The following is a 24,715-nucleotide window of genomic DNA, read 5'->3' as shown; positions in this document are numbered from 1 at the left end:
ACATTTCGAATTATAAATTAGGGGGATTAACAATGGCAAAGAAATGGTTCAAGCTCGGCATGATGTCCATCGCACTGACAATGACGGTCGGTCTGACCGCTTGCGGCGGCGGAGACAAGGAGCAGGCCGCCTCCGGTGAAGCGGGCGGGGACAAGGGATCACAGAAGCTCGTCATCTACACTGCCCGCGACAAAAACGTCGTCGAGCAGATCCTGCCGAAGTTCGAGGAGCAGAACCCGGATATCGACGTCGAAGTGATGACGATGGGCGCCCAGCAGATCATGGAACGGGTGCGGGGCGAGAAGGCCAACCCGCAGGCTGACTTCTGGTGGGGCGGCACGCAGTCCTCTTTTATCACGGCGGCGAATGAAGGGCTGCTGGAATCGTACAAGCCGAGCTATGCGGACAGCATTCCGGCCGAATACAAAGACGAGCAGGACCGCTGGTACGGGGAGATGCTGCTGCCCGAGGTCATCATGTACAACTCCGAGGCGGTGAAGAAAGAGGATGCCCCGAAGGATTGGGATGATTTGCTCGATCCGAAATGGAAGGATCAAATTCTGATCCGTGGCGTCATGGCGTCCGGCACGATGAGAACGATCTATGATGCCATGATTTACCGCCAAGATCCCGCGAATCCGGAAAAAGGCTACGAGTGGCTGAAAAAGCTCGATGCCAACACGAAAGAGTATACGCAGGACCCGACCCAATTGTATTTGAAGCTGGCCCGTCAGGAAGGAAAGCTGTCGCTGTGGAACCTGCAGGACATTCTGATCCAGAAGGAGCTGCAGAAGCAGCCGTTTGACTACATCTATCCGACCAGCGGTGCACCGATTCTGGTGGATGGTGTCGGTATTATCAAGGGTGCCAAAAACCTGGACGCCGCGAAGAAGTTCTTTGATTTTATTTTTGATGAAGGCCAGCTTAAGGAAAAGGCGGACAAGCTGTTCCAGATTCCAACCCGGACCGATATCGACAAAAGCCAGTTCCCGGACTGGTACAAAAACCTCGATACCAAGCCGCTGGACCTGGATTGGACGGTTCTGGCGGATAAAGAGAAGGAATGGATGCAGTATTGGGATGAGAATATCAAAGGCAAGGGCGGCAAATAACGGGATTGCGGCTTGATGAGCAGAGGTTCTACAACCATATAAGTTAAATCAAAAAATACGATGAAGGCAAGGGAGAAAAATGATTCCGAAGAAGCGGAGCGGTCTAAAAGCTTTCCAAAGGAAAGCTGACATCGAAAGCATATGCTTTGGCTTTCGGATTTCTACCTTAAGGGTCATATACAATCAAGAAATCCGAAAACAAGAGCGATCATAGGAACATTTTACGTACTTGCCCCCATCATCCATTTCAATAGATCAACTTATGTAGCTACTTATTACATGAAGACGGTCATGCTTGCATCTGAACGTGAATGACTTGAAGGAGGACGAATGATGATCGGAGTCACGCTGGACCGCGTCAGCAAAACATTCGGTGGGGCCAAGGGTGTGGAGGAAGTTGACGTACATATCAATCCGGGCGAGTTTTTTACCTTTCTGGGTCCGAGCGGCTGCGGCAAAACGACCACTTTGCGCATGATCGCCGGTTTCTATTACCCCAGCGACGGACGAATCTTGTTCGGTGAGCATAATGTCACCAACATGCCGCCCAATAAGCGCAACACGGGCATGGTATTTCAAAACTACGCCTTATTTCCGCACATGACCGTGTTCGAGAATATTGCTTTCGGTCTTCAAGTCCGGAAACAGGGAAAGGCTGAAATTAACGAGAAGGTCACGCGCGCCCAAAAGCTGGTGCATCTCGACGGCTACGGGCAGCGCCGCATTGATCAATTGTCCGGCGGGCAGCAGCAGCGGGTTGCGCTCGCTCGTGCACTGGTGATCGAGCCGAATATCCTTCTGCTCGATGAGCCCTTGTCCAATCTCGATGCCAAGCTGCGGGAAGAGACAAGGCAGGAAATCAAGCGGCTTCAGCTGGAGCTGGGCATTACTACGATTTACGTTACGCATGATCAATCGGAAGCGATGTCCATGTCGGACCGGATCATGGTCATGAAGGATGGCGTCGTGCAGCAGATCGGCACGCCGCATGAAATTTACAACCGTCCGGTCAACCGTTTTGTCGCTTCGTTTATCGGGGAGTCCAATCTGTGGGAAGGCACGGTGGAGCGGCTGGAGGGCGGGATGGTAGATGTACGGCTCGCACCGGATTTGCGGCTGACCGGCCTCGCCAAAAACGCCTCGCCCGAATGCAAGCTGGCGGTGGGACAGAAGGTTACATTGTCGGTACGCCCGGAGGCGGTCCGGGAGGCCGCCGCGTCCGAACGCGGAGAGGCCAATACGATGGCCGTGAAGGTGCTGCTGTCGGAATTCACCGGGATCAGCGTGAATTATATGGCTCAGGCCGGCCCGTTGTCCGTGAAGGCGATGTTTGTCGGGCAGGGGCACCGGATGAGGGAGCGGGACGAGGAAGTGTTGTTTACCGTGGCGCCGGACAGCATTTATTTTTTGGAATAGGAGGTGACCCGAAGCGATGAACAAACCTCAGCCTCAATTGGCACCGCCGCCTATTCGCTCAAGCAGCCGCTGGAATTCGCTGACGAGATCGCCGCATTTTGTGTATGTGCTGATTGCGCCGTTATTTCTTATTCTATTGGCATATGTCATCTATCCGTTCTTCCAGACGTTCCGGCAGAGCTTGCAGTTGGACGGCGGCTTTTCACTCCAAAACTACTCCCGTTTCTTTAGTCTGGAACATACGGCGAATCTGGAGGCCCTGTGGACGAGCGTATACATTTCGGTACTCAGCGTGATCACCTGCGGCATCGTGGGGGTGGCTATGGCATTTCTGCTCGAAAGGTATGAGTTCCCCGGGCGCAAGCTCCTGTCGGTGCTTGTCCTCGTGCCGATGGCGCTGCCGCCATTGATCGGGGTATTATCTTTTGAATTTTTGTACGGTTCCAGCGGGATTATTCCGCGGGGGCTGCAGCATCTGCTTCATCTGGACAAGCCGCCTTTTACCCTAAAAGGGATTTGGGGCGTACTGGTGGTCCATACGTTTACGATGTACACCTATTTTTATATGACGGCGTCTTCGGCGATCAAGGGGCTTGATCCGTCACTTGAGGAAGCCGCAGCGAATCTGGGGGCGAACCGGTTCACCATCTGGCGGCGGGTGATTCTGCCCATGCTGACGCCGGCCATCGTTGCGGCATCGCTGCTCGTCTTTATGATCTCGATGGCGTCGTACACCGCGCCGCTCATCTTCGGCATTGAACGGACGATGACGATGCAGATTTATCTGTCCCGCACCAACGGCGACTTGGATATGGCGGCGACGCAATCGACGCTGCTGTCCGTCGTGTCCATTCTGTTTCTCATTCTGATGCGTTGGTACCAAGGCGCGCGGAACTACCAGAACATGAGCAAAGGCGTCAGCGTTCATCGGACCGAGGTGAAAAGCAAAGCGGGCAGAAACACAGCGATGGTGCTCTCTTTTCTGGGGGTGCTTGTGCTGATGCTGCCGATCCTTGTGATCGTGCTGCTTGCTTTTTCCGAAGACGGAAAGTGGACGACCCAAGTGCTGCCGCCGTCTTATACGCTGGACCATTTCAAGGATCTCTTCACTGACAGCAAAACATGGCGTCCCATCGCCAACAGCTTCAAAATCAGCATTGCGGCGACGATCGGCAACCTGTTGTTCGGCGTCGCAGCCGCCTATGCCATCGTGCGCATGAACTTTAAAGGGAAGACGCTGCTCGACATTCTGATCATGCTGCCTTGGGCGCTTCCGGGCACGGTCGTGGCCGTGAACCTCATTACGGCGTTCAGCGAGCCCAATGCGTTTTCCTTTGGACAGGTGCTGATCGGGAGCTTCTGGATTTTGCCGCTGGCTTATTTCGTCCGGCATCTTCCGCTGATCTTCCGTTCGACCTCGTCCACGCTGATGCAAACCGACCGCTCGGTAGAGGAGGCGGCGCGAAATTTGGGAGCGTCCTGGTGGTACACCTTCCGCCGCGTCGTGTTTCCGATGGCGCTGAGCGGCATCCTGGCGGGCACGCTGCTTGCGCTTGTGGAAGGCATCGGCGAGTTCGTCGCCTCGATTCTGCTGTATACCAACAAGACGACGCCGATCTCGGTCGAGATTTTTCAGCGGATGTACGCCTTTGAATTCGGAACCGCCTGCGCGTACGGCGTGCTGCAAATCGTCATGATTATTCTCGTGCTTTACGTTTCCCGGAGGTTGACCGGCGGCAATGCCGGCTCCGCGATTTGACGATCCATTTCCCTGAACCTGAAGCGGTAAAAGAACACCTTTTTTCATTACGCGGCGACCTGTCCGATAAAAGGCGAGCCTCCACGATAATGATACAGGCAGGCAGCGGCATTTGCCGATGCAGCCAACACTCACGCTTGAAGGAGGAGAAGTAACTTGAGTCAACGTGAACGGAGTAAGAAACGCAGGGTGAAACAATGGATGGCGGCATCGATGAGCCTGGTGATGGCAGGAACGCTGGCTTTTCAAGCCGGTCCTGGAAAGGCATCTGCTGACAGGGGGGTGGTCGATTTATGGAAAGCCATCAAGCCCCTCACCACCATTGCCAGCGCGATGAATACGGGGGCTCACCCGGATGATGAGCACAGTGCGACACTCGCGTATCTTTCGCTCGGACTTGGCGTGGATACATACAGTGTCATCGCCAACCGCGGGGAAGGCGGGCAGAACGAAATCGGCAGCGAGCTTGGCAACGCCCTCGGAATCATCCGCACACGGGAGCTTCAGGAAGCGTCGAAGATTACGAATGTGACGCTGGCGAACCTGAGCCAGAAGCTGGACGATCCGATCTATGATTTCGGATTCTCCAAAAGCCCTGACGAAACGTTGGAAAAATGGGGCGAGGACGTCGCTTATGAACGGCTGATCCGCCAAATCCGGGAGAAACGTCCGGATGTGCTGATTCCGGCGTTCTTGAACGAGCCTTCGACGCACGGGCATCATCGGGCGATCAACGTGCTGACCGTACGTGCCTTCAAGGATGCGGGCAATCCGCAGGTGTTCCCGGAGCAGCTGAAGGAAGGGCTGCAGCCTTGGCAGCCGAAGAAGCTCTATGTACCAGGAACGGAGAAGGCATACGACGTCTCTTTGCCGGTCAACGAATACAATGAGCTGTACGGCGCTTCCTATGCCCAGCTCGGAGAAGAATCCCGCTATATGCATAAGAGCCAGGGCATGGGCCGGCAAGTGGACGAAGGCCAAGGAACGGCCTATTACACACTGCAGGCGTCGGCGGACGGTAAGAAGGACGAAAAGCGGGCAGCGTCGTTGTTCGGCGGGATCGCCTTTACGTTTGACGATCTGGCCAAAGAAATAGACGCCAAAGGAAAAGACAACAAAGTCGCCAAGCAGCTGAACACGCTGCAAAAGGACGCCAACGAAGTGATTGCGGCTTATCCTGCATTTGCAAAAGTCGCCCGCGAAGTTCATGAGATGAAAGCGGACGTACAAACCGCTGTGGAGCTTGTCAAGTCCTCATCTTTAGATTCATCGGCGAAAAATGATCTGCTGCATCGCTTGGACGTGAAGGAAAGACAGCTCAATAAAGCCAGCCAGGAGGCGACTTCCGTCGTCGTCAAGGTGAAGCCGGAGACCGGAGAGCTTATTCCGGGGCAAACAACGAAGGTGACGGTAACGGCCTTTAACGGCGGAGACGTGAATGTCGGCAAGGTCAGCCTGAAGCTGAATGTTCCTGAAGGCTGGAATGCGAAAGCGTCAGGAGCGGCGACCTTTGCCAAGCTGGACAAAAACAAGACGGTCCAAACCGAATTTGAGGTCACCGTGCCGAAACAGGTGGAGGACTTCAATCCTTATGCGCTTCCGCTGATTTCCGCGGATATCGGGTATGAGGCGTTCGGAACAGCAACAACGCTGCATGCGGTTCCGGATAATGCGGTAGCCGTGCTGCCGCCGGTTGCGCTGTCCCTAAGTCCGGAAGCGGCAGTTCTGAATACGCTGAAACCGGGAGACGCCGTATCGGTCAAGGTGACCGCGACGAATTATGCGCCAGGCGCGGAGAAGACGAAAGTTTCGCTGAAAACGCCGGAAGGCTGGACAGTGGAGCCTGCGGCGCAGGAATTGAGCTTCGCGGCCAAATACGAAACCAAGACGGCTGAATTTACGGTCAAGGCGCCGGAGGGCGTGAAGGCGGGAAGCTACAGCTTATCGGCTGTGTCGAGCGACGGAGCGCTGGACAGCAGCAGAACGGTGCAGGTCATTCAGTATCCGCATATCGGCAAAACCTATTACGTTAAGCCAGCCAACCTGGCCATTCAAGCGTTCGATCTGAAGGTGCCGGAGGGACTGAAGGTCGGCTATGTGTCCAGCGGGTTTGATAACATTGATCAGGTGCTGCGCCAGGTGGGCATCAATGTGACGAATCTGGATGCCAAAACGATTCAGTTCGGCGATCTGTCGCAGTACGATACAATTGTACTCGGCATTCGGGCCTATGCGTTCCGTCCAGAACTGATTCCTAGCAATCAGCGCCTGCTCGATTACGCCAAAAATGGCGGCAACCTGGTGGTCCAGTATCACAAACCGGAAGACAAATGGTCGCCGGACCTCGCTCCGTATCCGATCAAGATTGGGGCGCCGCTGATCGAATGGCGCGTCACGGACGAAAACTCCAAGGTGACGATGCTTGCGCCGGATCATCCGATCTTTAACACGCCGAATAAAATTACATCGGCCGACTGGGAGAACTGGATTCAGGACCGCTCTGCTTACAACCCGTCCGAATGGGGCAAGGAGTATACGGAGCTGATCTCGAATGGAGATCCCGGCGAGAAAGAGTTTACGGGCACGTTCCTCACAGCCCCTTATGGGAAAGGGAATTACACGTACAGCTCCATTGTCTGGTACCGCGAAATGCCAAGCCTTGTTCCAGGCTCGATTCGCATGTTCGTGAACATGATCAGCCTGAAGCAGGAAGGGACGGTTTCTACCGGAACCACTCCCCAGAAGTAATGGATGATCGGGCCGGAATATAGGATGAATCGTTGAAGGATTTAGCTTGAAAGGGGAGGGCGCGGAGCAATGATATGCTTCGCGCCGGACCCTGGATTTTCAAACGGATAAGACTTTGGCTTACGTACATAAACACAAAAACACAAACTATGGAGGGGACTGGGGCAACATGAGGAATCGGGAACAGATTTTGGAACGGGAAGGCGGACATTTTCCGGGGCGTACCTATACGGAAGCCGTGCTCGAGCCTGCTTTCGATGAAGCGAAGAACAGCTTGCTCGGGGCGATGATGGCGATCAACAAAGCGCATTTGATCATGCTGAAGGAGCAGGGACTCGTAAGCGGGGAAGAAGCCCTTCAAATCGCGTCGGCCATTCGCGGCCTTGACCTGGAGGGGCTGCGCCAAGCGGAATATACGGGACAGTACGAGGACCTGTTTTTTCAGGTTGAGCATGAGCTGCATACAGCGGCCGGAGACATTGCCGACAATTTGCATCTGGCCCGCAGCCGTAACGATATGGGGATCGCGATTTACCGGATCGTGCTGCGGGAGAAGCTGCTCGTAACGCTTCGCGGAGCCCTTGCACTCAAGAGTCAGCTGCTTTCGTTTGCAGAGGAGCATAAAGGCACGATCATGATCGGGTATACGCATACGCAGCAGGCGCAGCCGACGACGTTGGCCCACTATATTTTGGCGATGGCCGACTCGCTGGATCGCGACATCCGCCGGCTGCAGGCGGCTTATGCCAACTGCAACCGAAGCAGCATGGGAGCGGCAGCACTGACCACTTCCGGCTTCGCCATCAGCAGGGAGCGGGTGAAGGAGCTGCTGGGCTTCGACGAGCTGATCTATAACTCCTACGACGCGATTGGCGGTGCCGATTACGTCGGCGAGATGATGACGGCCGTGCAGCTGGCCGCGATTAACCTGGGCAGGTCGTCGCAGGATTTCCTGCTATGGTGCACACAGGAATTCGGCATGCTGCGCGTGGCCGATCCTTACGTGCAGATCAGCTCGATCATGCCGCAGAAGAGAAATCCGGTGTCGTTCGAGCATATGCGTGCGCTGCTCTCCAGCTGCGTCGGCAATACCCAAACCGTGCTGACTATGATGCACAACACGCCATTCGGCGATATCGTCGATACCGAGGATGACATGCAGCCTTATGCCTGGAAGGCGCTGAAGGTGCTGGAACGGATGTATCGTCTGCTCTCCTGCGTCATCGGGACCGTGGACGTTAATAAGGAGGTGCTGCGGAAGCGGACCGAGGGCAGCTTTGCCACGGTGACCGAGCTTGCGGATACACTGGTGCGCTCCGACCGTTTGTCGTTCCGCGGCTCCCATCATATCGTAAGCCGTCTCGTGAAGCGTGCCGTCGCCGATGGACTTGCCGCTAACCAGATTACGCTGGATCTGGTCAATGAGATCGCACTGGAAGTCATCGGCCGCAAGCTCTCGCTGACGGAGGAGCAGCTGCGAATGGCGCTGGATCCGGTTCATTTTGTGAATATCCGTACGCTCCCCGGCGGACCGGCTCCTTCAGAAATTCAAAGCGTGATCACGAAGCGGAAAGGAGCCCAGCAGACTCAGGAGCAATGGCTGGACGCAGCCCGCAAACAGGCGGAAGGAGCCTTGAAGAACCTGGATGACATCCTGGCCGGCTGGAGCGGCAGCCGATGAACATGGCAACCATTCCTCTGCTGGCCGTAGACGGCGGGGGGACGAAGTGTCTGGCCGTGTTTGCGGATGCCGAGGGCCAGGTACTGGCGAGCGGGCGTGCGGGATCATGCAACTACCAGGGAGTAGGGCGCGAAGCCGCGGCGCTTGAGCTTATGCGTGCAATCGAGGAAGCCAAGAGGCAGCTGGCGGATCTGGATGTTCAAGGGAATACGCAGTCTGCGTTTGACGGGGATGCAGCTCCTCTCCTTTCTCAGGCCGAAGATCCTTCACCTGCCGTAACAGTAGAATCACCGCTGCATGTTGCCTGCGCGGTGTTCGGCCTCGCCGGCCTGGATACTGACTATGACCGTCAAGTAATTGAGGAACTTGTCCATGAAGCGCTTCGAAACACGCAGGTGCAGGCCGACCGCATCATCGTGGAGAATGACGGCGTGGCCGCTCTACTCGGTGCAACAGGCGGTGCCCCCGGCATTCTGGTCATCGCCGGCACCGGCTCAATCGTGTACGGGATCAATGCGAGCGGGGAAAGCGCCCGTGCAGGCGGCTGGGGCCACCGTGTCGGCGATGAAGGCAGCGGCTATTGGATCGGTAAGCAGGCCATCATCGCCGCACTGCGTGGATATGACGGAAGGAGCGGCGCCACGGCGTTAACGGGTAAGCTGCTGTATCATCTGAAGCTGCGCACGGAAGAGGAACTGTTCAACTGGGCCTACTCCGCGGCATACAGCGTGGAGAAAACAGCCGGGCTCAGCAAGCTCGTGAGTGAAGCGGAGCAGGAGGGAGACGCGTCTGCACGCATGATTCTCGAGGCTGCTGCCGACGAGTTGTTTCTAGGGGCCCGAGCCGTGATCGAAAGAATCGGATTGGCTGCAGCGGAAGAGCCATTTGCCCTGATTTTGCAGGGAGGCGTGCTGCAGAACATTCCGCTTGTGCGAAGCCGATTGGCGGAACGAATCCGTTCCATCTCGCCTCTGGCCAGCGTTGACGAGGCAAAGATGGAGCCGATTTACGGGGTGATTGCGCAGGGGATGCGGCTGTTCTAGGCAGCCGGGGAACGATCTGTCCCATACCCTTTAATAAAAAATCAATGGCTTAGCTTGAAGCGCCTTTGCTAATGCAGTCACTGTTAGCATAGAAGGCGCTTTTTTCCCGTTCTCTAGTTCACCGGCGCTCCGCTTACTGCAATCAATACTTTGTCGATCGTCAATAAAAGACTGAGGCCCTGAATAGGGCGTTCAGTCTTTTTTCGTAAATGCTGCGCCTTGCAGTCCGGCCAACCACGTTAGCCGAGTTCGTCCGTGTGTGCGACGGCTCTGATTTCGATCAGCTGTTCGGGAGACGCCAGGTATGTTACGCCGATACAGCTGCCGGCCGGCCTGTGTTGTCCGATGTATTCCTTGAACAGCCGAATGCAAAGGTCGAAGTGCTCTTGCGCGTTTGTCAGATAGATCTCAACATAAGCCAGGTTCGACTTTGTGACACCAAATTCCGCCAGTACTCGATCCAGATTGTCCAGCGTCTGCCGGGTCTGTGCCTCGATATCTCCCTCGCCAACAAACGCTCCCTCTGTATCGTGGGAAAATTGGCCCGAAATGTAAATCGTGCCGTTGACGCTATAGCCCTGGGTAATGCCGTGATCCCAAAGATCGTGATTGTAGGTTTTCACTGTAGTCATTTTTTTCTCTCCTTTACTTCAAAGTAAGGCAAGTATAAGATGAGAAAAAATAAAAATATAGTACGCACTTTATTGATAGGTACTATCAGAAAGGGTAGTGCAAATATGAGTATGGCTGAGTATAAAGGCAAAGTGAAAAATATTCAGGATACCCCTTTTGGGTACACATTATCCGTTATTGGCGGCAAATGGAAAATGGTGATTATCTACCTCCTGGCAGAAAATCAACCGGTTCGCTTTAATGATCTGAAGAGACAGATCGGGGCTATTACTTTTAAAACATTGAGTTCACAGCTTAAAGAATTGGAAGCGGATGGGATGGTGAAACGGAAAGAGTATCCTCAAGTTCCTCCAAAAGTCGAGTACAGTCTTACAGAGAAAGCGGAGACACTCTTGCCCGTTTTGGAAGGGTTATGCGAGTGGGGGGTAAAAAATCAACCGAAGACATGAGGCTTTCAATTAACGGGAAACGTTAGTTCAGCGCCGGCAGCATTGTTATAAATCGTAAATATGCATTGGAGGCAAAATATGAAGCTTTCGGATGATGATTGGTAATCCGATTACATAAACGGTCAGATACAGCAAACATTGTATCCATGATCAATCGCGACCCATTTCATATGTTGAACGGGCTAACGGCCGAAGCGTTTGAGCAGGATTTAGATGAACCCGGCGAACGAATTCGGGATAACACGTTCGTTGTTGAGCTTGGACAGACAACCGTCGGTTATTTTTCATTATGTTTCGTTGAACGGACTACACACATTTCCGTGTATTGTTACGGGACGGTGGACGTGGATTGGCGCAGGCGAGGCATTGGTACGGCAATGTTTAAGTTCATTTTCGCTCGACTGGAAGCAATCGCAAGGCAAGAGGCAAAACAAATCCACTTTATTCATCGTGCACTCACGAGTATTTCTGGAGAAACCGCTCTTGGTGCTAATTTTGGCATGCAGGTGCAAAACAGCCTGAATATTTTGTGCTTAAACGACCTACACCACATCAAAGTTTCGAGCCCTCCATCAGAATTTGAATTCCGTCCCCCTACGCTAGAAGATGCTCCAATTTGGGCAGAGATTTATAACAATGCATTCGGTGGTAACAAAACGGTTGAGAGTGTCATTCACGAATTTCAGGGAACTGGTTTTTCGCAAAACCTGTATATGCTATGTGTCAATGAAACGGGGACAGCGGTTGGCCTCCTCTGCGCTACACTTCGAGAAATTCACGCCAGAATACCGACCCTTGCAGTAAAGCGTGAATGGCACAGACGGGGTATTGGGGAAGCGATGCTATCCGAAATACTGCAAAGGCTGCAGCATTCAGGTGCAGTTGATGTTCGGTTAAGTGTAGACAGTAGCAACGATGCGGCTAAAGGGCTCTATACAAAATTTGGTTTTCAGGAGGAATATCAAAGAATTCATTATGAAGCGATCTTTTCACCGTAGCAGATTACCCGTCACGGTCAAGGAGTGGAGGACGCGCCTACACCGCTTAACCAAAGAATAGGTGCAACATTATCCTTTTGGATTGCGTTTACCTAACTGAAGAGAGTGTATCGCAAAGAAGTTTGGACTACAGAATTGAGCTAGGGTCCAAAGTATAACAGAACCGTGGGAGTAATCTATGAAAAAAACAAAAATCGCACTAACACTTTCTTTAGTGTGTACCTTACTAATCGGTAATCCAGCGATAAGCTTGGCCAATAATTTTTCGAATACGGTTGATAACGGAAAAATTGAAAATGGACGAATGCTTATTCCACTGCGTGCTGTTTCAGAGAGATTCAATTCAGAAGTGACTTGGAACCAGGCCCAAAAAAGCATTACGATTATTCGTGGCAAACGGGAGCTCATGCTGCTTGTTAATTCTCGTACTGCTTTATTAAATAACGCTGCTCTCAGCATTGATGTGCCAGCAAGAATTGATCATGGAACAACCTATGTTCCAGCACGTGCTTTTGCTGAAGCTTTTGGCGGTACAGCACTATGGTCCGAACAAGAACGAATAGCAACCATTACGATCGGTCTGCAACAGGTCTTTATCCATACAGAGCCGCTCAAGCCTTGGAGAATGAGTCAGGAGAGAATAAACGTACTTAATGCAAAGATAAATGAAGCCACCGATCTCTCAAGCTTTTCGCAAATTCGAACCTATTTCAGCCCTTATTTCACGGACTCATTTATAAACAAGATTATTTATAGTAATGGCATTAAAAATAACGCTACACTAACAAAAATGGCCGATATTACCTACAGCAGCACTACAGCGGCGGGAATGCACCAATCTGCTTACTTTGAAAGTGGTCCTATCAATCTGGAGCTCGTTGATCGTTATGTATTCTATAAATTTGTTGATAACCAATGGAAAGTAGACGATGTGAATGTGGGCAGACAAATCATTGAACCGTAATACGGATAAGCGCTTCACTAAGAGGCTGGTTTGAAAAACTACTTTTAATGGGTCAAGAGGAGGGTTTAAATTAGCAATCCATAATAAACGGACTGAATGGAAATGTTGTAAAGTGTAGTCAATGGAAGCACACCACATCAACAATAGGAGAACTGAAAATGAGAAAACTTGTTTTATTTTTGCATTCATCGCTTGACGGATTTGTAGAAGGTCCAAACGGCGAAATGGACATTGGCTGGGTTTCCTACGATGCTGATTTGGAGAAACTCGCGAAAGAAATTCTGAGTACTGCCGACACTGTCATTTGGGGACGTGGGACTTATCAGATGATGCACAGTTACTGGCCATCTGTGCCATCGGACCCATCAGCTTCGCAGCATGAACTGGATCATGCCGAGTGGATCGAAAAGACCAATAAAGTCGTTTTTTCCACAACGCTGGAGAAAGTCGAGTGGAACAATTCCAGACTGGTGAAAAATAATGTAAAAGAAGAGATTATGAACCTTAAACAGCAGCCAGGCAGAGATATGGTCATCCTCGGCAGTCCTAGGTTCGCGCATTACCTGATGGAGCTTGATTTAATTGATGAGTATAAGATCACGGTTTCTCCAGTCCTGATCGGCAGCGGGTTACCGTTATTCCAAGGCATCAAAGAGAAGATCAATCTTAAACTTATCGACAACAAAACTTTTGATTCTGGGGCCATTGGTCTCTTTTACCAGGCGGTTAGATGACCTTGCTTTCGTAAATTAGAATGCGTAGATGAAGAAAAATAGCTCAATCAGACAGAACGGCAGCCAGCGAAATTGCTCGGCTGCCGTCGTTCCGTAAACGGGCAGTTAAACCATGAATAAAACAGGCATCATGAGTGCATGTTTGCTTATTCTGAACGAACTAAACATGTAGAGCTATGTGTCATTGATTATTATGAAAAACCGAGGTGATGATTGTGGAAGAGTTACTTTCACGGATGAAACATATACACGGAAGGATGATTGACGGAAGGCATCATTTCTGGGACGTAGAGAAACTATGGGAGTTATCTAAGAACTTCCCCGTTCATACAATCAAGATTGATTCAATAAAGGAACTGGATCAGGATTGTTGGTTTAAAGATAGCAGGAGGACCCCAATTCCAACGATACGCAATGTTGCGCTTCATTGTCAGCGGATTATCAATGCCAACATGGAGTACCCCATATTATTATGTTCAGACGGACAATTAATTGATGGGGGACATCGAATTGCAAAAGCATTAATGGATGACAAAAGTGAAATTGATGCCGTGTATATTACATTGCCGACGGCGGATGTGATTCAATGAAAAAACTCTATAAGCGAAAATCCTTGACCTACAGTTAACTCTAGGCCTTATACTTCAACTAAACATGAAAGAAACGCAGAAGATCTAACGAAGACTAGGAAAGGAGACTGGAGAAAAAGATGTGAGCTGCCTCATCGGCATGTCTGAAAATGATCTTAGAAAATAGAAACCATACTAGAATTGGAGATTCAATTCATAATGAGCAAAAATAATGCAGGGAATGTTTTCGGCCTGGCTTTGCTGCTGGGTTTATTTTCGACGTTAGGCCCGTTTACGATTGATATGTATTTACCGGCATTTCCTGAAATCGCACATAATTTCAATACGAGCGCTTCACTCGTCCAGTTTAGCCTGACGGCTTGTTTGCTTGGATTAGGCATAGGTCAGCTCGTTATGGGCTCGCTAAGCGATGTGTATGGCCGGCGGAATCCGCTGCTGATTTCCATGGCCGTGTATATCATTTCCTCGTTGGCTTGCGCATTCGCACCCAATATTGGCTTGCTGATCCTGTTCCGATTTGCCCAAGGGTTTTCTGCTTCCGCAGGGATCGTCATCTCGCGAGCCATAGCCCGCGACCTGTACAGCGGCCACGAACTCACTAAATTTTTCTCTTTGCTGCTGCTTGTCGGTAATTTAGGTCCACTTGCTGCACCGATTGCAGGCAGCGGTATTCTTTCGTTCACAACGTGGATTGGCGTGTTTATCGCGCTGTCTCTGCTGGGGATTTACTTGTGGGCGATGACAAAATGGCGCTTGAAAGAGACGCTCCCCACGGAAAGACGCGAGAAACCCAACTTCGCGAACCAGCTGCGCAGCTACGGAATGCTCTTGCGTGACCGTCAGTTCGTCGGCTACATGCTGGCACAGGGAATTATGATCGCGGGTGTCTTTGCTTATGTTTCAGGAACCCCTTTTATTTATCAAAATATTTATGGGGTCACACCGGCCGTTTTCGCCTTGCTTTTTGGATCAAATGGCATCAGCTTGATTATAGGCTCGCAATTGGTCGGGCGGATGGCGCATCGCATATCTGAACAGGCTTTTCTGCTGTTTGGCCTATGGGTAGCCTTATCGGCGAGCATCGTTGTTTTAGTGGTCGCTGTATTCCATGGTCCGCTGTTCGCCTTGGTCATCCCACTGTTTTTCTTTGTTTGCTCCATAGGCATTACATCCACTGCGGCGTTTCCGCTTGCCATGGAGAGACAGGCCAATATGGCGGGTAGTGCTGCCGCACTCCTGGGGGTCATTCCTTTTCTGCTAGGTGCGGTGGTTGCTCCTATGGTTGGGATTGCCGGTGAAAATACCGCCGTTCCGCTAGGCCTGATTATTTTAGCGACGAGCACGGCAGCCATGCTCGCTTATTTCGGACTGGTAAGAAAAGCCCCGCGTGAGGCATCACAACAAGCTCAAATCCGAGCCTGATTTTTAGATCAGACTGAGCTTGTGCAGTTAAGCTGATAGGAATCAATAGTTCAATCATAACAGGACGGTAGCGGGCGAAAATGCTCGGCTGCCGTTGTTGTGTTAACGGGCAGGATAATTTAAGATCAACCGCGGAGAACCTTATCGTAAGTAACGGCAAGTTGTATGGCTTTAGAATTGAATGATCACGTTACCTTTTTTACGTTCGGTCTCTACATATTTGTGGGCATCCGGCAGATGTTCCAAAGGATAGCGACGATCGATTACGGCGTTCAGTGTTCCATTGTTGGCGAGTTCCATAAGAAATGTCAAATTCGCTTTGTTCTGCATAAGGCCCGCTGTTGCAAAAACAGCCCTTTTGCCTCTAAACAGAGATGTCCTAATCATTTGCAAGAGGATCGACAACCCGGGTGCGGTTGTCAGATATACTCCCTTGGCCGTAAGCACGCGCTTGCATGCCGAGAAAGTGCGTTTGCCCACAGCATCAAAAACGATATCATAGGCTTTGTTCGCCTTCGTGAAATCTTCCCGGGTATAATCTATGACGAAGTCTGCCCCTGCTTGTCTTACTATACATTCGTTGCCGCCAGAACAAACACCGGTTACTTCAGCGCCATAGTATTTAGCCAACTGCACAGCGTAGATACCAACGGCCCCAGAGGCGCCATTAATCAGCACTTTCTGTCCCTTCCGCAGCTTTGCCTTATCTCTTAGGAACGTCAATGCGGTGGCACCCCCATCACAGACGCCAACGGCTTCTTCATAGGTGATGTTGTCCGGTATAACCGCAAGGGGGCTTTTTTCGGAAAGACACTTATATTCAGCATAAGCTCCGAAGTTTTTGGCGCTCATTCCCAAAACACGGTCTCCCACTTTAAAATGCTTTACCTCTGTGCCGACCGCTTCAACCTCTCCGGCTAATTCGGTTCCTCCAATTGCAAATTTCGGTCTGGACAGTCCGTATAGCAATTTAATCATAAACGGATCGCCCTTGCGAAAAGCGCAGTCAGAAGGCCCCACTTTGGCGGCATGGACCCGTATGAGAATTTCCTTGTTTCCAGGCGACGGTGTCGCGATTTCTTGTAGAACAAAGACTTCCGGTGGACCATACGAGTTCTGAATCATAGCTCTCATGTGTTTTCCCCTCCTAAAGGCAATATCATGGTCACGGGCATTTACAAGTGGCTCCCCAATATTAGAAAATATATAGGGGAAAGAACGGAAGACAAGGAGATGAATAATGAAAGACATTCTATACAAATACATGTCGAGATGGACTTCTCTTAACGAGGAAGATCAGCAAGCCATAGTGAACGAAATTCGTATAGAGGAATTTACAAAAGGTACCGTTCTTTTCAAACAAGGAGACGTCCCTACAGCATGCTATTTCATCTTGAAAGGCTGCGTAAGGCAGTATTCGATCAATGAAGATGGAAGAGAGGTCACGTCTAATTTTTACACTGAAGAGCAAGCCATCGCGATTTTCAATCATCATAAACCAGATAAGTCTTCCGATTACACTTTCGTGTGCGCAGAAGATTCGGTCATGGTCGTTGGCGATCTGGATCAGGAAAAGGACATGTACAACAAACACCCTCAATTGGAATCCATGACCCGCAGGATGATGGAGGAGAACTTTAGTCAGGTCCAAGAGGAATTCGCTGCTTTTATCGCTTCTTCGCCTGAAGAACGCGTCAAGACACTTCTCATGAAGCGCCCCTCTCTTATCGACAGGGTACCTCAACATCAACTGGCCAGCTATCTGGGCATCACCCCCGAGTCGCTAAGCCGAATTAAGAAGAGAATCCAGTAAGCTCTTAACTGGTTCGAACACCCTAATTGTAACTAGGGAGATGTTACCTTTCATTGACTTAAGTCAATAGACGAGTCTGGATATACATAAAGGGCACCCTCCAAGGTGCCCTTTAAACTTACCGTTATAGTTAGAGCGGCGAACCATATCACAAGTAACACCCGGTTTTTATTGTGCAACTCGAATCAAATATACGAAGATCGCCGGTGCTATGATCGAAGGGAAAGGAGGGAGGACTTCCATGTACGAATGGAACGAGATGGTCCAGCTTATGGTGGATTGGATCGAAGCCAATATAACGGAGAGTTCGTCTTTATTGAAGATGTCGGAGCAGTTAGGCTATTCCCCTTATTATTGTTCCAAGCAGTTCAACCAATTGACTGGGATAACACTACGGGATTACGTCTGGACTCGAAGGATCAGTCGAGCCGCCTTGGAGCTCCGTGACACGGACCAGCGGGTTCTGGATATTGCCTTAAAGTACGGGTTCTCATCCCAAGAGTCGTTTACGCGTGCGTTCAACAAAGCTTTTCAACTCACCCCCGCAGCTTACCAAAAAGCTCCCCGACCTATTAAGTTGGCTATTCGTCAGGAAGTATTCTCGCCTTATCATTATTTGATCAAGGAGCGGGATAAGATGAGCAAGGTGCATTTGCAACCAGCGGAGATCAAAGTCGAGTTCATTCCAGCGCACAAATTTATTGGAATTTGGGACCTTTCCGCAGCAAACTTTGGGGAATTCTGGGAAAGGGGACATTCTTGTGACGAGATCTGCGGCACGCTGGAGAGTATGTCCAACCACGCCCTCCCTGGACAAATGGGTCAGACGGCGGGGTGGTTTTACCAAAATGGTCAAAAGGGGTACTTATATGGAATCCCCGTTTCACTGGAGTACGAGGGTCCCATTCCGGCAGGGATGGAGTGCAGGGAAATTCCGGAATCGGAGTATTTGGTCTTTTTTCACCCGCCTTTCGATTATTTGAAGGATAATGGCGCTGTGATGGGAACCGTTGAAGAAGTGGCGTGGAACTTCGACCCCACAGGTATGGGCTACGAATGGGATGAAAGGATCAAACAAGACTACCAACGGCATTACCCAGAGGGATATGGCTATGCTGTGCTGCGGCCGGTAAAAAAGGTATAGCCGATTATGTAATAACGTAGCGTAAGACCCCTCGTAAAGGGGTCTTTTTGTATGAAGTAGGCTAGTGACTCATTAGCTATTAATCCATTCCATAGACACATTCCACAATTCATCAGCCGCGTCGGGATCCATTGCGTAAGAGGCGAGCCCCGACTGAGTTTCTCCAACACGAGGTCCGACCTCGTTGCAGTTTTCAAAATATCGGCCGCCGATACCGTTTAACAAAGGAGATGTTGCCAATAGCGCGGAAGTAGCGGCTCCCTGTTGAGGGGTCTTCCAGATGATTTCCGGATAGCCTGTTCTAGTCTCGTTTAGCTTTTCGATCTGCTCGGGAGTGATCTGTATACGGTCAACTCCCGGAGTTCGCACACCGCCAGGCATCAAAGCATTTGCTGTGATACCCTCATTGATCCAACGTTTTGAAGCTTCCACGGCGAATAGTATGTTAGCTGTTTTGGATTGGCCGTAGGCAAGAAACGGGTCATAGGGACGGCGCAGGAAGTGAATGTCATCGAACACCACCGGCGAGCGGAGATGCCCCGCAGAACTAACTGAGACCACGCGAGCGCCATCTGCTGCAGCTAGAGCATCGTGAAGTCCGGTGGCTAGAGCGAAATGTCCCAAATGATTGGTAGCGAATTGAAGCTCCCAGCCTTCAGGAGTTCGCGTTTCGGGCGTTGCCATGATACCAGCGTTGTTAATCAAGATGTGCAGCGGCCCTCGCCATGAAGCAACGAATGAGGCTATCGAGGATCGATCGGTAAGATTTAATGGCATTACCTTAACGAGTGGATTGCCCGTGGTTACAGCAATATCTTCGGCTGCGAGCTTTCCCGCATTGAGATTGCGAACAGCTAGTGTCACTTCGGCGCCCGCTTCAGCCAAAGCCCGGGCCGTTTCAAGGCCGATTCCGGATGTAGCTCCCGTCACGACAGCTCTGCGACCCGCAAGATTGATCCCTGCAACGACATCGCTTGCTGTCGATTCGGAATGAAATGGGGTTGTAATTAATGAGGACTCCGACATTGTGATTTCCTTCTTTCTTGATTTTCTAATCTCAAGGTCATTATGACTTGAATGGATATATGGAAATAGTTCGTTTCTGCTTAAAACTTGCTCAAAACTGCAAATGATAGAAACCGTTCTTTGCCTTTATCCAGAATTAAGTTACGATTACAAGAAAGGATTCAACGAGCATCTGAGGATCTATCAAAGTAAAGTTGGTGAGTATTGTGGGAGAGCGGCAAATCAAGTACTACCACTTATATTCAGAAAGCCCCCAATCCAAAATGTATTTGGATCAAATGCTGGAGATCGCGAAACGGATTACCCTGGACGAGGGGCGTACCCAAACGATGATTCCGTTTCTAACGACGATGCGGTATAGTCGGCAGACTTCGGAAATTTCTGGTGTTTTGACGCCTTCGATTTGTCTGATTCTACAGGGTGCCAAAAAACTTCATCTCGGCCATGAGGTCATCGATTATCATGCTGGAGATTACTTGGTATCTGTTATTGATATTCCGGCATCCGCAGAAATTATTGGGGCTACCAAGCAATCACCCTATTTCGGTCTGCGCGTTGAATTTACGATGGAAGAGATCGCTTCTGTGGTTATGGAGGCTGGCCTTAATTTTAAACCAAGAAATAAAAAGTTGAATACCGGAGCATACGTCGGGACAGCCGACGAAGGTTTGGTGGAAACTTTTTACCGCCTGCTCAAGTTAATTGAGAAACCGGATGCGAATCGTTACTTGTCTTCTCTGATGAAACGCGAGATGATCTTTCGGCTGCTTTCTGGGGATTCAGGGCATATTTTTTTTCAACAAGTCATGATGGATCAGCAAGACGAGGGGATCGGCAAAGCCATCGCTTGGATCAAAGAGAATTATGCTCAATCGATTACTATAAAGGAACTAGCAAAATTATCGAACATGAGCGTATCCGGGCTGCATCATAAATTTAAGGCCGTAACAACATTAGGACCTATACAATATCAAAAGCAGCTTCGGCTCTATGAAGCCAGGCGTCTTATGCTGGGTGGCGCAATTCATGTGACTGCAGCAGCTATGGAAGTTGGTTATGAAAATGTCTCGCAATTTAGCCGGGAATATCGCAGACTTTTTGGATCTTCACCATCTAAAGATATCAAAGCTTTCAGGAATAGCCCCGGTGTAGAGGAAATAGAAGAGGACAGATTTCGTCGTTAGGTATATGCAGTCCTGTGTCCGATCTCGGTTATTCAGTTGGGTGCAGTTCGAGGACGGAGGAATTTATGTCGTCAATTATATCTTTGAAGATGCCGCGAAGGGGCAAATCCGCGCCTACAGCTTCTGGGAGAACGATTTCCTGCTCGAACCGCCGCTGCGCCTGGGGAATAATCATACAATCACGGCTAATTATATGAAGGGCATTATCTGAACGAGAAACATGTACTTTACAAAGTGAGCCAAACTAACGGAAATATCACTAGAAAATACAGGTAATCAGAGGGAGAAGGATTAATGCAATCTAAGGGATGGATTCCTTTAATAAACATAAGCAACGACGAAAAAATATGGGTGGGGACCAAGATAAGGCTCTTTAATGCCGGATTAAATGTAACAGATAAAGAGTACGACTATTATGATTATCTAGTATCTTATATATACGACAATAATGACCTTCTTCAGTTAACCAATTTATCTCAAGGAGAAGCTGGGAATATACTATGTGTGATTCCAAAGGAGAAGCCATATCACTATTCGCTTGGTAAATCACTAAAGGATGCGGTTGGCTTGGACAATTCTTACGTACTTTTTGAATAGCCTTGATTCCAAAGTAAATTACCGAAATGGAGGGTTCGTTTGCTACTGTACTAAACTAAAGGAAAACTATAGATCGATGACAGGACGGCAGCCGGCAAAAATGTGCGGTTGCCGTCCTTATGTTAATGGGCAGATTAATGTAAAACAGACAAATCAAAAATACATATGTTAACGTCTAAGCTGTATACTTATTAATTCACAGACACTCAGAGAGTGAGGTTTTATTAATGGGTGATTTAAATACTGTTTATATCGAGACAGAAAGACTGGTCGTCAGAACTTTTGAGGAGAAGGACTTGGAGCAATTTAAAAGGCTTATGGATTTGTATGGGGGTTGGCAAATGCAAAAGCCAAGAGCAAAAGAGTTCTTTGAGTGGCACCTTTCTAATTATAAGAAGATGGATATTATAACTGGAGCATTATGCTTAGGTGTTTTTGAAAAGGAAACAGGTGGTATTCTTGGTCAGGTCGCTGCACAAGAACATAATGACCTGCATGAACCTGAATTTGGCTATGGGATTCTCCCGTGCGCAAGAGGGAACGGGTATGCTAAGGAGGCTGCAAAAGCAACCCTTGGATGGATAGAGAAAAAGTATGATATTCCATATATCATTGGAACAGTTGAAATTGATAACATCCCTTCTCAAAGGGTTCTTGAATACTGCGGGTTCCAGCTCGTTGGTGAGCAAAATTTGCTGATACATATGATGAATGAGCGACATGATTTTAAGTATTATCGTTATTATTTGAAATAGTCTAGAATAAACCGATAATCGATACACCAGGATTACGTTATATATAACAATTTGGTGGTGATCACATGTCAACTTCGAGGAAAATTCAGGCTGTATTTATTGACAGGGATGGGACTATTGGTGGTTCTGAAGAGGTTATATACCCCGGTACTTTTAAATTATTTCCTTTCGCCAAACAATCGTTTGAAGTCCTTGTGAGTGCTGGGATACCAATATACGCTTTTACAAATCAACCCGGTATATCTCGTGGAGATGCAACGAATGGCGACTTTCAGGATGAACTAACTTCCTTTGGCTTTGATCATGTATACATATGCCCGCACCAACATGAGGAGGGCTGTACCTGCCGCAAACCCTCGTCGGCTTTGCTCATTCAGGCAGCAGTAGATAACGATCTGGAGTTGAAGAATTGTGCTGTTATTGGAGATAGGTGGACCGATATGATTGCTGCCCAAAGAGCAGGGTGTATCAAGGTGTTAGTAAAAACAGGTTCTGGCGAGAAGGATTTGGCCAAATATCGCAATAATCAATTTTTTGGAGAATGGCTTGAAGCTGCTCCAGATTATGTAGCTGAAAATGTACTAGAGGCTGTTAACTGGCTCTTAAAATAGCTATTCAGTTAGTCCAACGTTGGCGCAGCTACCAACGTTATTGTCGCTGACATTCCTCTGTTTTTATGAGATATGGGAAAAGCCAAGAGGGAGAACATCACCTTCTTGGCTTTTCTTGCGTAGTGGCGATAGAGGGCGGGTTTTAAAATAAGTTCTCGTACACTACCCTAGTGAGCTCAAAACCTCTTTCAGCCGCTCGGCAAACGACTTTGGCTGAACCTGGTAGCCAATGTGATTTTCCGGGAACTCGGCAATGTCTACCTCCAAACGTTCTGCCAATCCTTGGGCGGAGCGGGCGGGAAAGTAATGTCTGGAAGCACTGCCTACAGCGGGGCGGACTTGGGCCGTAGAATGAGATAGCGCAGTTTGGAGCTGCTCCAGCTTGAAAGCATATCCGAGCACGCCCGGAGCTTCCTTCGCCATAAAGTATTCCATATTTGCAATCATGCGCTCCTTTTGCTCATCGCTCGGCGGCGAAGAAGGGCTGGGGCCATCATCATCTCGAAGTCCAATGGATGAAGTGAACTTGATAAAAGCCGGAAATAAGCCTAACTTGCGGTGATCTGCGATCAGGTCCTCCATAATCGTCTTGGCCTGTAATCGTTCATCGCCGTGTAAAAGATCCAGCAAAGGCGGTTCATGCGGAATCAACACACGCACTTGTCCGGGATAGCGCATCGTCAGATCAAGTCCAATGACTGCCCCGGAACTGCTTCCGAAAACGTATGCCGGCTCATCGGTTAAAGCGGCCAAGAGGCGGTGAGCATCGTCACTGTGCGCCTCGATCCGGTAATCTTCAGCCGGATTGGTGAGTTTGCTGCGGGAGTGGCCCCGGCGGTCGTAAGTGACGACCGTGTACTGATCGGCGAGATGGTCCGCGACCTCCTGAAATACATCGGCATCACCGCACCCCCCGTGGATCATCAGAAGTACAGGCCCTGCCCCGCGCACCTCATAGTGGATGTTTGCTTCAGGCACAGTTAACATATCCGTCTTTATCCTACTCATTTCATCTCCTCCTTGTAGGAAGATCATAAAGCAGCTTTATGAACTGAATATGAACCAAGGCTAAGGGATGAAGTGGTCATAGGTACAGGACTTGATGACACCTTACCGATATCGAACCCACGATTTGACTTCGTCACGAAATAAAGTATATACTTTGTATATACAATCGAGGGAGGCGGTTTTCCATGTTTCAGGTTCAAAAATGGGGGAACAGTTTGGGTATTCGCATACCGAAATCCCTTGCATTGAAGGTAGGTCTGGAGGAAGGCTCTGAAGTCGATCTTGACGTAGAAAACGGACATCTGATCATCAAACCGAAGTCGTCCTCGTTGGAGGAACTCCTTACCCAAGTTACACCCGAGAATATTCATAAAGAGATCTCCACGGGGGATCCGGAAGGTAAGGAAGCATGGTAGCCAACGAGTATGTACCAGACCGTGGCGACTTGGTGTGGCTGCAGTTTAATCCGCAAGCTGGTCATGAACAAGCTGGTAAACGGCCGGCAATTGTTATTTCTCCAGCAGCTTATAATGAGAAGGTTGGACTTTCCTTGTTTTGTCCGATCACTTCAAAACGGAAGGGCTACCCTTTTGAAGTGATGATTCCGCAGAGTTTGCCGATTGAGGGGGTAATCCTTGCCGATCAGGTCAAATGCCTTGACTGGCAATCGCGGAATGCCGTGTTCATTTGTAAAGTTCCGCAGACGACCTTGTCGGAGGTTATCTCCAAACTGAACTTACTAATCCAATAACGATATATAGAATGAACTAAAGAAATGAATGTTATAAGCCCCGAGGACGACGATCCCGGGCTTTTTTGTTGTCTTGTCACCACTAAGCATTGCTTACCCGATTAATTATAAAATAGGTGATAGAAGGTTATGGTTCCGCTTAAAAATGCCAGCTCAGTTGATGAGCTGGCATTTGATTTTGCTTCCAAGGGACTGGTAATTTCTTCATAGGGACTTACCAAAGTTGACAAAGGGGGAAATCGAAACTAATATACCTATAGGGGTATACGTATAACAT

The 24,715-nt window shown here is 49.6% G+C and carries 25 protein-coding genes; 21 read left to right on the top strand and 4 right to left on the bottom strand.

Translation table 11 applies throughout. The features are described from left to right. Nucleotides 1-32: 32 nt before the first annotated feature. The 6 genes from KI379_RS25835 (at nucleotide 33) to KI379_RS25810 (ending at nucleotide 9,759) form a co-directional block, all read left to right on the top strand. Nucleotides 33-1,112 carry an extracellular solute-binding protein gene (locus KI379_RS25835; RefSeq protein WP_212985373.1) on the top strand — a complete coding sequence of 360 codons (1,080 nt, stop codon included), beginning with the start codon at nucleotides 33-35 and terminating at the stop codon, nucleotides 1,110-1,112. A gap of 333 nt (nucleotides 1,113-1,445) precedes the next feature. Further along, nucleotides 1,446-2,528, top strand: a complete 1,083-nt coding sequence (locus tag KI379_RS25830) for an ABC transporter ATP-binding protein (protein ID WP_212985528.1) — start codon at nucleotides 1,446-1,448, stop codon at nucleotides 2,526-2,528. Nucleotides 2,529-2,544: 16 nt separating this feature from the next. Next, nucleotides 2,545-4,287 carry an ABC transporter permease gene (locus tag KI379_RS25825; protein ID WP_212985372.1) on the top strand — a complete coding sequence of 581 codons (1,743 nt, stop codon included), beginning with the start codon at nucleotides 2,545-2,547 and terminating at the stop codon, nucleotides 4,285-4,287. A 201-nt stretch (nucleotides 4,288-4,488) separates the two neighbouring features. Beyond that, a complete protein-coding gene (locus KI379_RS25820; protein WP_212985527.1) occupies nucleotides 4,489-7,035 on the top strand; it encodes an NEW3 domain-containing protein in 2,547 nt (848 codons plus the stop codon). 169 nt (nucleotides 7,036-7,204) lie between these two features. Beyond that, a complete protein-coding gene (gene argH / locus KI379_RS25815) occupies nucleotides 7,205-8,716 on the top strand; it encodes an argininosuccinate lyase (protein ID WP_212985371.1) in 1,512 nt (503 codons plus the stop codon). Then, the gene (locus KI379_RS25810; protein ID WP_212985370.1) at nucleotides 8,713-9,759 is read left to right on the top strand and encodes an N-acetylglucosamine kinase; all 1,047 of its coding nucleotides are present in this window, start codon (nucleotides 8,713-8,715) and stop codon (nucleotides 9,757-9,759) included. The genes argH and KI379_RS25810 overlap by 4 nt, the downstream gene beginning before the upstream one ends. A 239-nt stretch (nucleotides 9,760-9,998) precedes the next feature. Here the strand turns inward: KI379_RS25810 and KI379_RS25805 are convergent, their stop codons facing one another. Continuing rightward, on the bottom strand, nucleotides 9,999-10,391 hold the full coding sequence (locus KI379_RS25805; protein ID WP_212985369.1) for a RidA family protein: 393 nt from the start codon (nucleotides 10,389-10,391) through the stop codon (nucleotides 9,999-10,001). A 105-nt stretch (nucleotides 10,392-10,496) separates the two neighbouring features. Between KI379_RS25805 and KI379_RS25800 the strand changes: the two genes are divergently transcribed. The 6 genes from KI379_RS25800 to KI379_RS25775 all read left to right on the top strand — a co-directional run bounded on the left by KI379_RS25800 (nucleotide 10,497) and on the right by KI379_RS25775 (nucleotide 15,549). Further along, nucleotides 10,497-10,841 (top strand): winged helix-turn-helix transcriptional regulator, encoded by a 345-nt coding sequence (locus KI379_RS25800; protein WP_145028534.1) that lies wholly within the window; start codon nucleotides 10,497-10,499, stop codon nucleotides 10,839-10,841. Between the two features lie 146 nt (nucleotides 10,842-10,987). Continuing rightward, a complete protein-coding gene (locus tag KI379_RS25795) occupies nucleotides 10,988-11,839 on the top strand; it encodes a GNAT family N-acetyltransferase (RefSeq protein WP_212985368.1) in 852 nt (283 codons plus the stop codon). Between the two features lie 178 nt (nucleotides 11,840-12,017). Continuing rightward, a complete protein-coding gene (locus KI379_RS25790; protein ID WP_212985367.1) occupies nucleotides 12,018-12,803 on the top strand; it encodes a stalk domain-containing protein in 786 nt (261 codons plus the stop codon). A 158-nt stretch (nucleotides 12,804-12,961) separates the two neighbouring features. After that, entirely contained in the window at nucleotides 12,962-13,537 is a 576-nt protein-coding gene (locus tag KI379_RS25785) for a dihydrofolate reductase family protein (RefSeq protein ID WP_212985366.1), read from the top strand. Between the two features lie 215 nt (nucleotides 13,538-13,752). After that, nucleotides 13,753-14,127: a hypothetical protein gene (locus KI379_RS25780; protein ID WP_212985365.1), complete on the top strand. Its 375-nt coding sequence runs from the start codon at nucleotides 13,753-13,755 to the stop codon at nucleotides 14,125-14,127. Between the two features lie 198 nt (nucleotides 14,128-14,325). Further along, nucleotides 14,326-15,549: a multidrug effflux MFS transporter gene (locus KI379_RS25775; protein ID WP_212985364.1), complete on the top strand. Its 1,224-nt coding sequence runs from the start codon at nucleotides 14,326-14,328 to the stop codon at nucleotides 15,547-15,549. Between the two features lie 171 nt (nucleotides 15,550-15,720). Here KI379_RS25775 and KI379_RS25770 read toward each other — a convergent pair whose 3' ends face one another. Next, on the bottom strand, nucleotides 15,721-16,683 hold the full coding sequence (locus tag KI379_RS25770) for an NAD(P)-dependent alcohol dehydrogenase (RefSeq protein ID WP_212985363.1): 963 nt from the start codon (nucleotides 16,681-16,683) through the stop codon (nucleotides 15,721-15,723). A 106-nt stretch (nucleotides 16,684-16,789) separates the two neighbouring features. Here KI379_RS25770 and KI379_RS25765 point away from each other — a divergent pair, with 106 nt between their 5' ends. Both KI379_RS25765 and KI379_RS25760 read left to right on the top strand, forming a co-directional pair. Further along, nucleotides 16,790-17,362 carry a Crp/Fnr family transcriptional regulator gene (locus KI379_RS25765; protein WP_212985362.1) on the top strand — a complete coding sequence of 191 codons (573 nt, stop codon included), beginning with the start codon at nucleotides 16,790-16,792 and terminating at the stop codon, nucleotides 17,360-17,362. A 241-nt stretch (nucleotides 17,363-17,603) separates the two neighbouring features. Next, nucleotides 17,604-18,506 (top strand): AraC family transcriptional regulator, encoded by a 903-nt coding sequence (locus KI379_RS25760; protein ID WP_212985361.1) that lies wholly within the window; start codon nucleotides 17,604-17,606, stop codon nucleotides 18,504-18,506. A gap of 72 nt (nucleotides 18,507-18,578) precedes the next feature. Here the strand turns inward: KI379_RS25760 and KI379_RS25755 are convergent, their stop codons facing one another. After that, on the bottom strand, nucleotides 18,579-19,532 hold the full coding sequence (locus tag KI379_RS25755; protein ID WP_212985360.1) for an SDR family NAD(P)-dependent oxidoreductase: 954 nt from the start codon (nucleotides 19,530-19,532) through the stop codon (nucleotides 18,579-18,581). 206 nt (nucleotides 19,533-19,738) lie between these two features. On the opposite strand from KI379_RS25755, the gene KI379_RS25750 reads away from it, so the two are divergent. The 5 genes from KI379_RS25750 (at nucleotide 19,739) to KI379_RS25730 (ending at nucleotide 22,679) form a co-directional block, all read left to right on the top strand. Beyond that, nucleotides 19,739-20,716, top strand: a complete 978-nt coding sequence (locus KI379_RS25750; RefSeq protein WP_244879440.1) for an AraC family transcriptional regulator — start codon at nucleotides 19,739-19,741, stop codon at nucleotides 20,714-20,716. Nucleotides 20,717-20,756: 40 nt separating this feature from the next. Next, nucleotides 20,757-20,927: a hypothetical protein gene (locus KI379_RS25745; RefSeq protein ID WP_244879439.1), complete on the top strand. Its 171-nt coding sequence runs from the start codon at nucleotides 20,757-20,759 to the stop codon at nucleotides 20,925-20,927. Nucleotides 20,928-21,010: 83 nt separating this feature from the next. After that, nucleotides 21,011-21,313: a hypothetical protein gene (locus KI379_RS25740; protein WP_212985359.1), complete on the top strand. Its 303-nt coding sequence runs from the start codon at nucleotides 21,011-21,013 to the stop codon at nucleotides 21,311-21,313. A gap of 227 nt (nucleotides 21,314-21,540) precedes the next feature. After that, nucleotides 21,541-22,068 (top strand): GNAT family N-acetyltransferase, encoded by a 528-nt coding sequence (locus KI379_RS25735; protein WP_212985358.1) that lies wholly within the window; start codon nucleotides 21,541-21,543, stop codon nucleotides 22,066-22,068. Nucleotides 22,069-22,133: 65 nt separating this feature from the next. After that, entirely contained in the window at nucleotides 22,134-22,679 is a 546-nt protein-coding gene (locus tag KI379_RS25730) for an HAD-IIIA family hydrolase (RefSeq protein WP_212985357.1), read from the top strand. Between the two features lie 162 nt (nucleotides 22,680-22,841). On the opposite strand, the gene KI379_RS25725 is transcribed toward KI379_RS25730, so the two are convergent. After that, the gene (locus KI379_RS25725) at nucleotides 22,842-23,687 is read right to left on the bottom strand and encodes an alpha/beta fold hydrolase (RefSeq protein ID WP_212985356.1); all 846 of its coding nucleotides are present in this window, start codon (nucleotides 23,685-23,687) and stop codon (nucleotides 22,842-22,844) included. Nucleotides 23,688-23,872: 185 nt separating this feature from the next. On the opposite strand from KI379_RS25725, the gene KI379_RS25720 reads away from it, so the two are divergent. Together KI379_RS25720 and mazF are read left to right on the top strand one after the other, a co-directional pair. After that, nucleotides 23,873-24,103, top strand: coding sequence for an AbrB/MazE/SpoVT family DNA-binding domain-containing protein (locus KI379_RS25720; RefSeq protein WP_145141156.1), 231 nt, complete (start codon nucleotides 23,873-23,875; stop codon nucleotides 24,101-24,103). Then, nucleotides 24,097-24,438: an endoribonuclease MazF gene (gene mazF, locus KI379_RS25715; protein WP_145141154.1), complete on the top strand. Its 342-nt coding sequence runs from the start codon at nucleotides 24,097-24,099 to the stop codon at nucleotides 24,436-24,438. The genes KI379_RS25720 and mazF overlap by 7 nt, the downstream gene beginning before the upstream one ends. Nucleotides 24,439-24,715 lie beyond the last annotated feature (277 nt).

This window comes from Paenibacillus cineris, from assembly GCF_018333335.1.
Taxonomy (GTDB): domain Bacteria; phylum Bacillota; class Bacilli; order Paenibacillales; family Paenibacillaceae; genus Paenibacillus_AQ; species Paenibacillus_AQ favisporus.
This window is presented reverse-complemented; position numbering and strand designations above follow the sequence as displayed.

What these genes read in the sequence shown, in the direction of transcription:
- KI379_RS25835 (WP_212985373.1), top strand. Translation starts at nt 33, where the DNA reads ATGGCAAAGAAATGGTTCAAGCTCGGCATGATGTCCATCGCACTGACA.
- KI379_RS25830 (WP_212985528.1), top strand. Translation starts at nt 1,446, where the DNA reads ATGATCGGAGTCACGCTGGACCGCGTCAGCAAAACATTCGGTGGGGCC.
- KI379_RS25825 (WP_212985372.1), top strand. Translation starts at nt 2,545, where the DNA reads ATGAACAAACCTCAGCCTCAATTGGCACCGCCGCCTATTCGCTCAAGC.
- KI379_RS25820 (WP_212985527.1), top strand. Translation starts at nt 4,489, where the DNA reads ATGGCGGCATCGATGAGCCTGGTGATGGCAGGAACGCTGGCTTTTCAA.
- argH (WP_212985371.1), top strand. Translation starts at nt 7,205, where the DNA reads ATGAGGAATCGGGAACAGATTTTGGAACGGGAAGGCGGACATTTTCCG.
- KI379_RS25810 (WP_212985370.1), top strand. Translation starts at nt 8,713, where the DNA reads ATGAACATGGCAACCATTCCTCTGCTGGCCGTAGACGGCGGGGGGACG.
- KI379_RS25805 (WP_212985369.1), bottom strand. Translation starts at nt 10,391, where the DNA reads ATGACTACAGTGAAAACCTACAATCACGATCTTTGGGATCACGGCATT.
- KI379_RS25800 (WP_145028534.1), top strand. Translation starts at nt 10,497, where the DNA reads ATGAGTATGGCTGAGTATAAAGGCAAAGTGAAAAATATTCAGGATACC.
- KI379_RS25795 (WP_212985368.1), top strand. Translation starts at nt 10,988, where the DNA reads ATGATCAATCGCGACCCATTTCATATGTTGAACGGGCTAACGGCCGAA.
- KI379_RS25790 (WP_212985367.1), top strand. Translation starts at nt 12,018, where the DNA reads ATGAAAAAAACAAAAATCGCACTAACACTTTCTTTAGTGTGTACCTTA.
- KI379_RS25785 (WP_212985366.1), top strand. Translation starts at nt 12,962, where the DNA reads ATGAGAAAACTTGTTTTATTTTTGCATTCATCGCTTGACGGATTTGTA.
- KI379_RS25775 (WP_212985364.1), top strand. Translation starts at nt 14,326, where the DNA reads ATGAGCAAAAATAATGCAGGGAATGTTTTCGGCCTGGCTTTGCTGCTG.
- KI379_RS25770 (WP_212985363.1), bottom strand. Translation starts at nt 16,683, where the DNA reads ATGAGAGCTATGATTCAGAACTCGTATGGTCCACCGGAAGTCTTTGTT.
- KI379_RS25765 (WP_212985362.1), top strand. Translation starts at nt 16,790, where the DNA reads ATGAAAGACATTCTATACAAATACATGTCGAGATGGACTTCTCTTAAC.
- KI379_RS25760 (WP_212985361.1), top strand. Translation starts at nt 17,604, where the DNA reads ATGTACGAATGGAACGAGATGGTCCAGCTTATGGTGGATTGGATCGAA.
- KI379_RS25755 (WP_212985360.1), bottom strand. Translation starts at nt 19,532, where the DNA reads ATGTCGGAGTCCTCATTAATTACAACCCCATTTCATTCCGAATCGACA.
- KI379_RS25740 (WP_212985359.1), top strand. Translation starts at nt 21,011, where the DNA reads ATGCAATCTAAGGGATGGATTCCTTTAATAAACATAAGCAACGACGAA.
- KI379_RS25735 (WP_212985358.1), top strand. Translation starts at nt 21,541, where the DNA reads ATGGGTGATTTAAATACTGTTTATATCGAGACAGAAAGACTGGTCGTC.
- KI379_RS25730 (WP_212985357.1), top strand. Translation starts at nt 22,134, where the DNA reads ATGTCAACTTCGAGGAAAATTCAGGCTGTATTTATTGACAGGGATGGG.
- KI379_RS25725 (WP_212985356.1), bottom strand. Translation starts at nt 23,687, where the DNA reads ATGAGTAGGATAAAGACGGATATGTTAACTGTGCCTGAAGCAAACATC.
- KI379_RS25720 (WP_145141156.1), top strand. Translation starts at nt 23,873, where the DNA reads ATGTTTCAGGTTCAAAAATGGGGGAACAGTTTGGGTATTCGCATACCG.
- mazF (WP_145141154.1), top strand. Translation starts at nt 24,097, where the DNA reads ATGGTAGCCAACGAGTATGTACCAGACCGTGGCGACTTGGTGTGGCTG.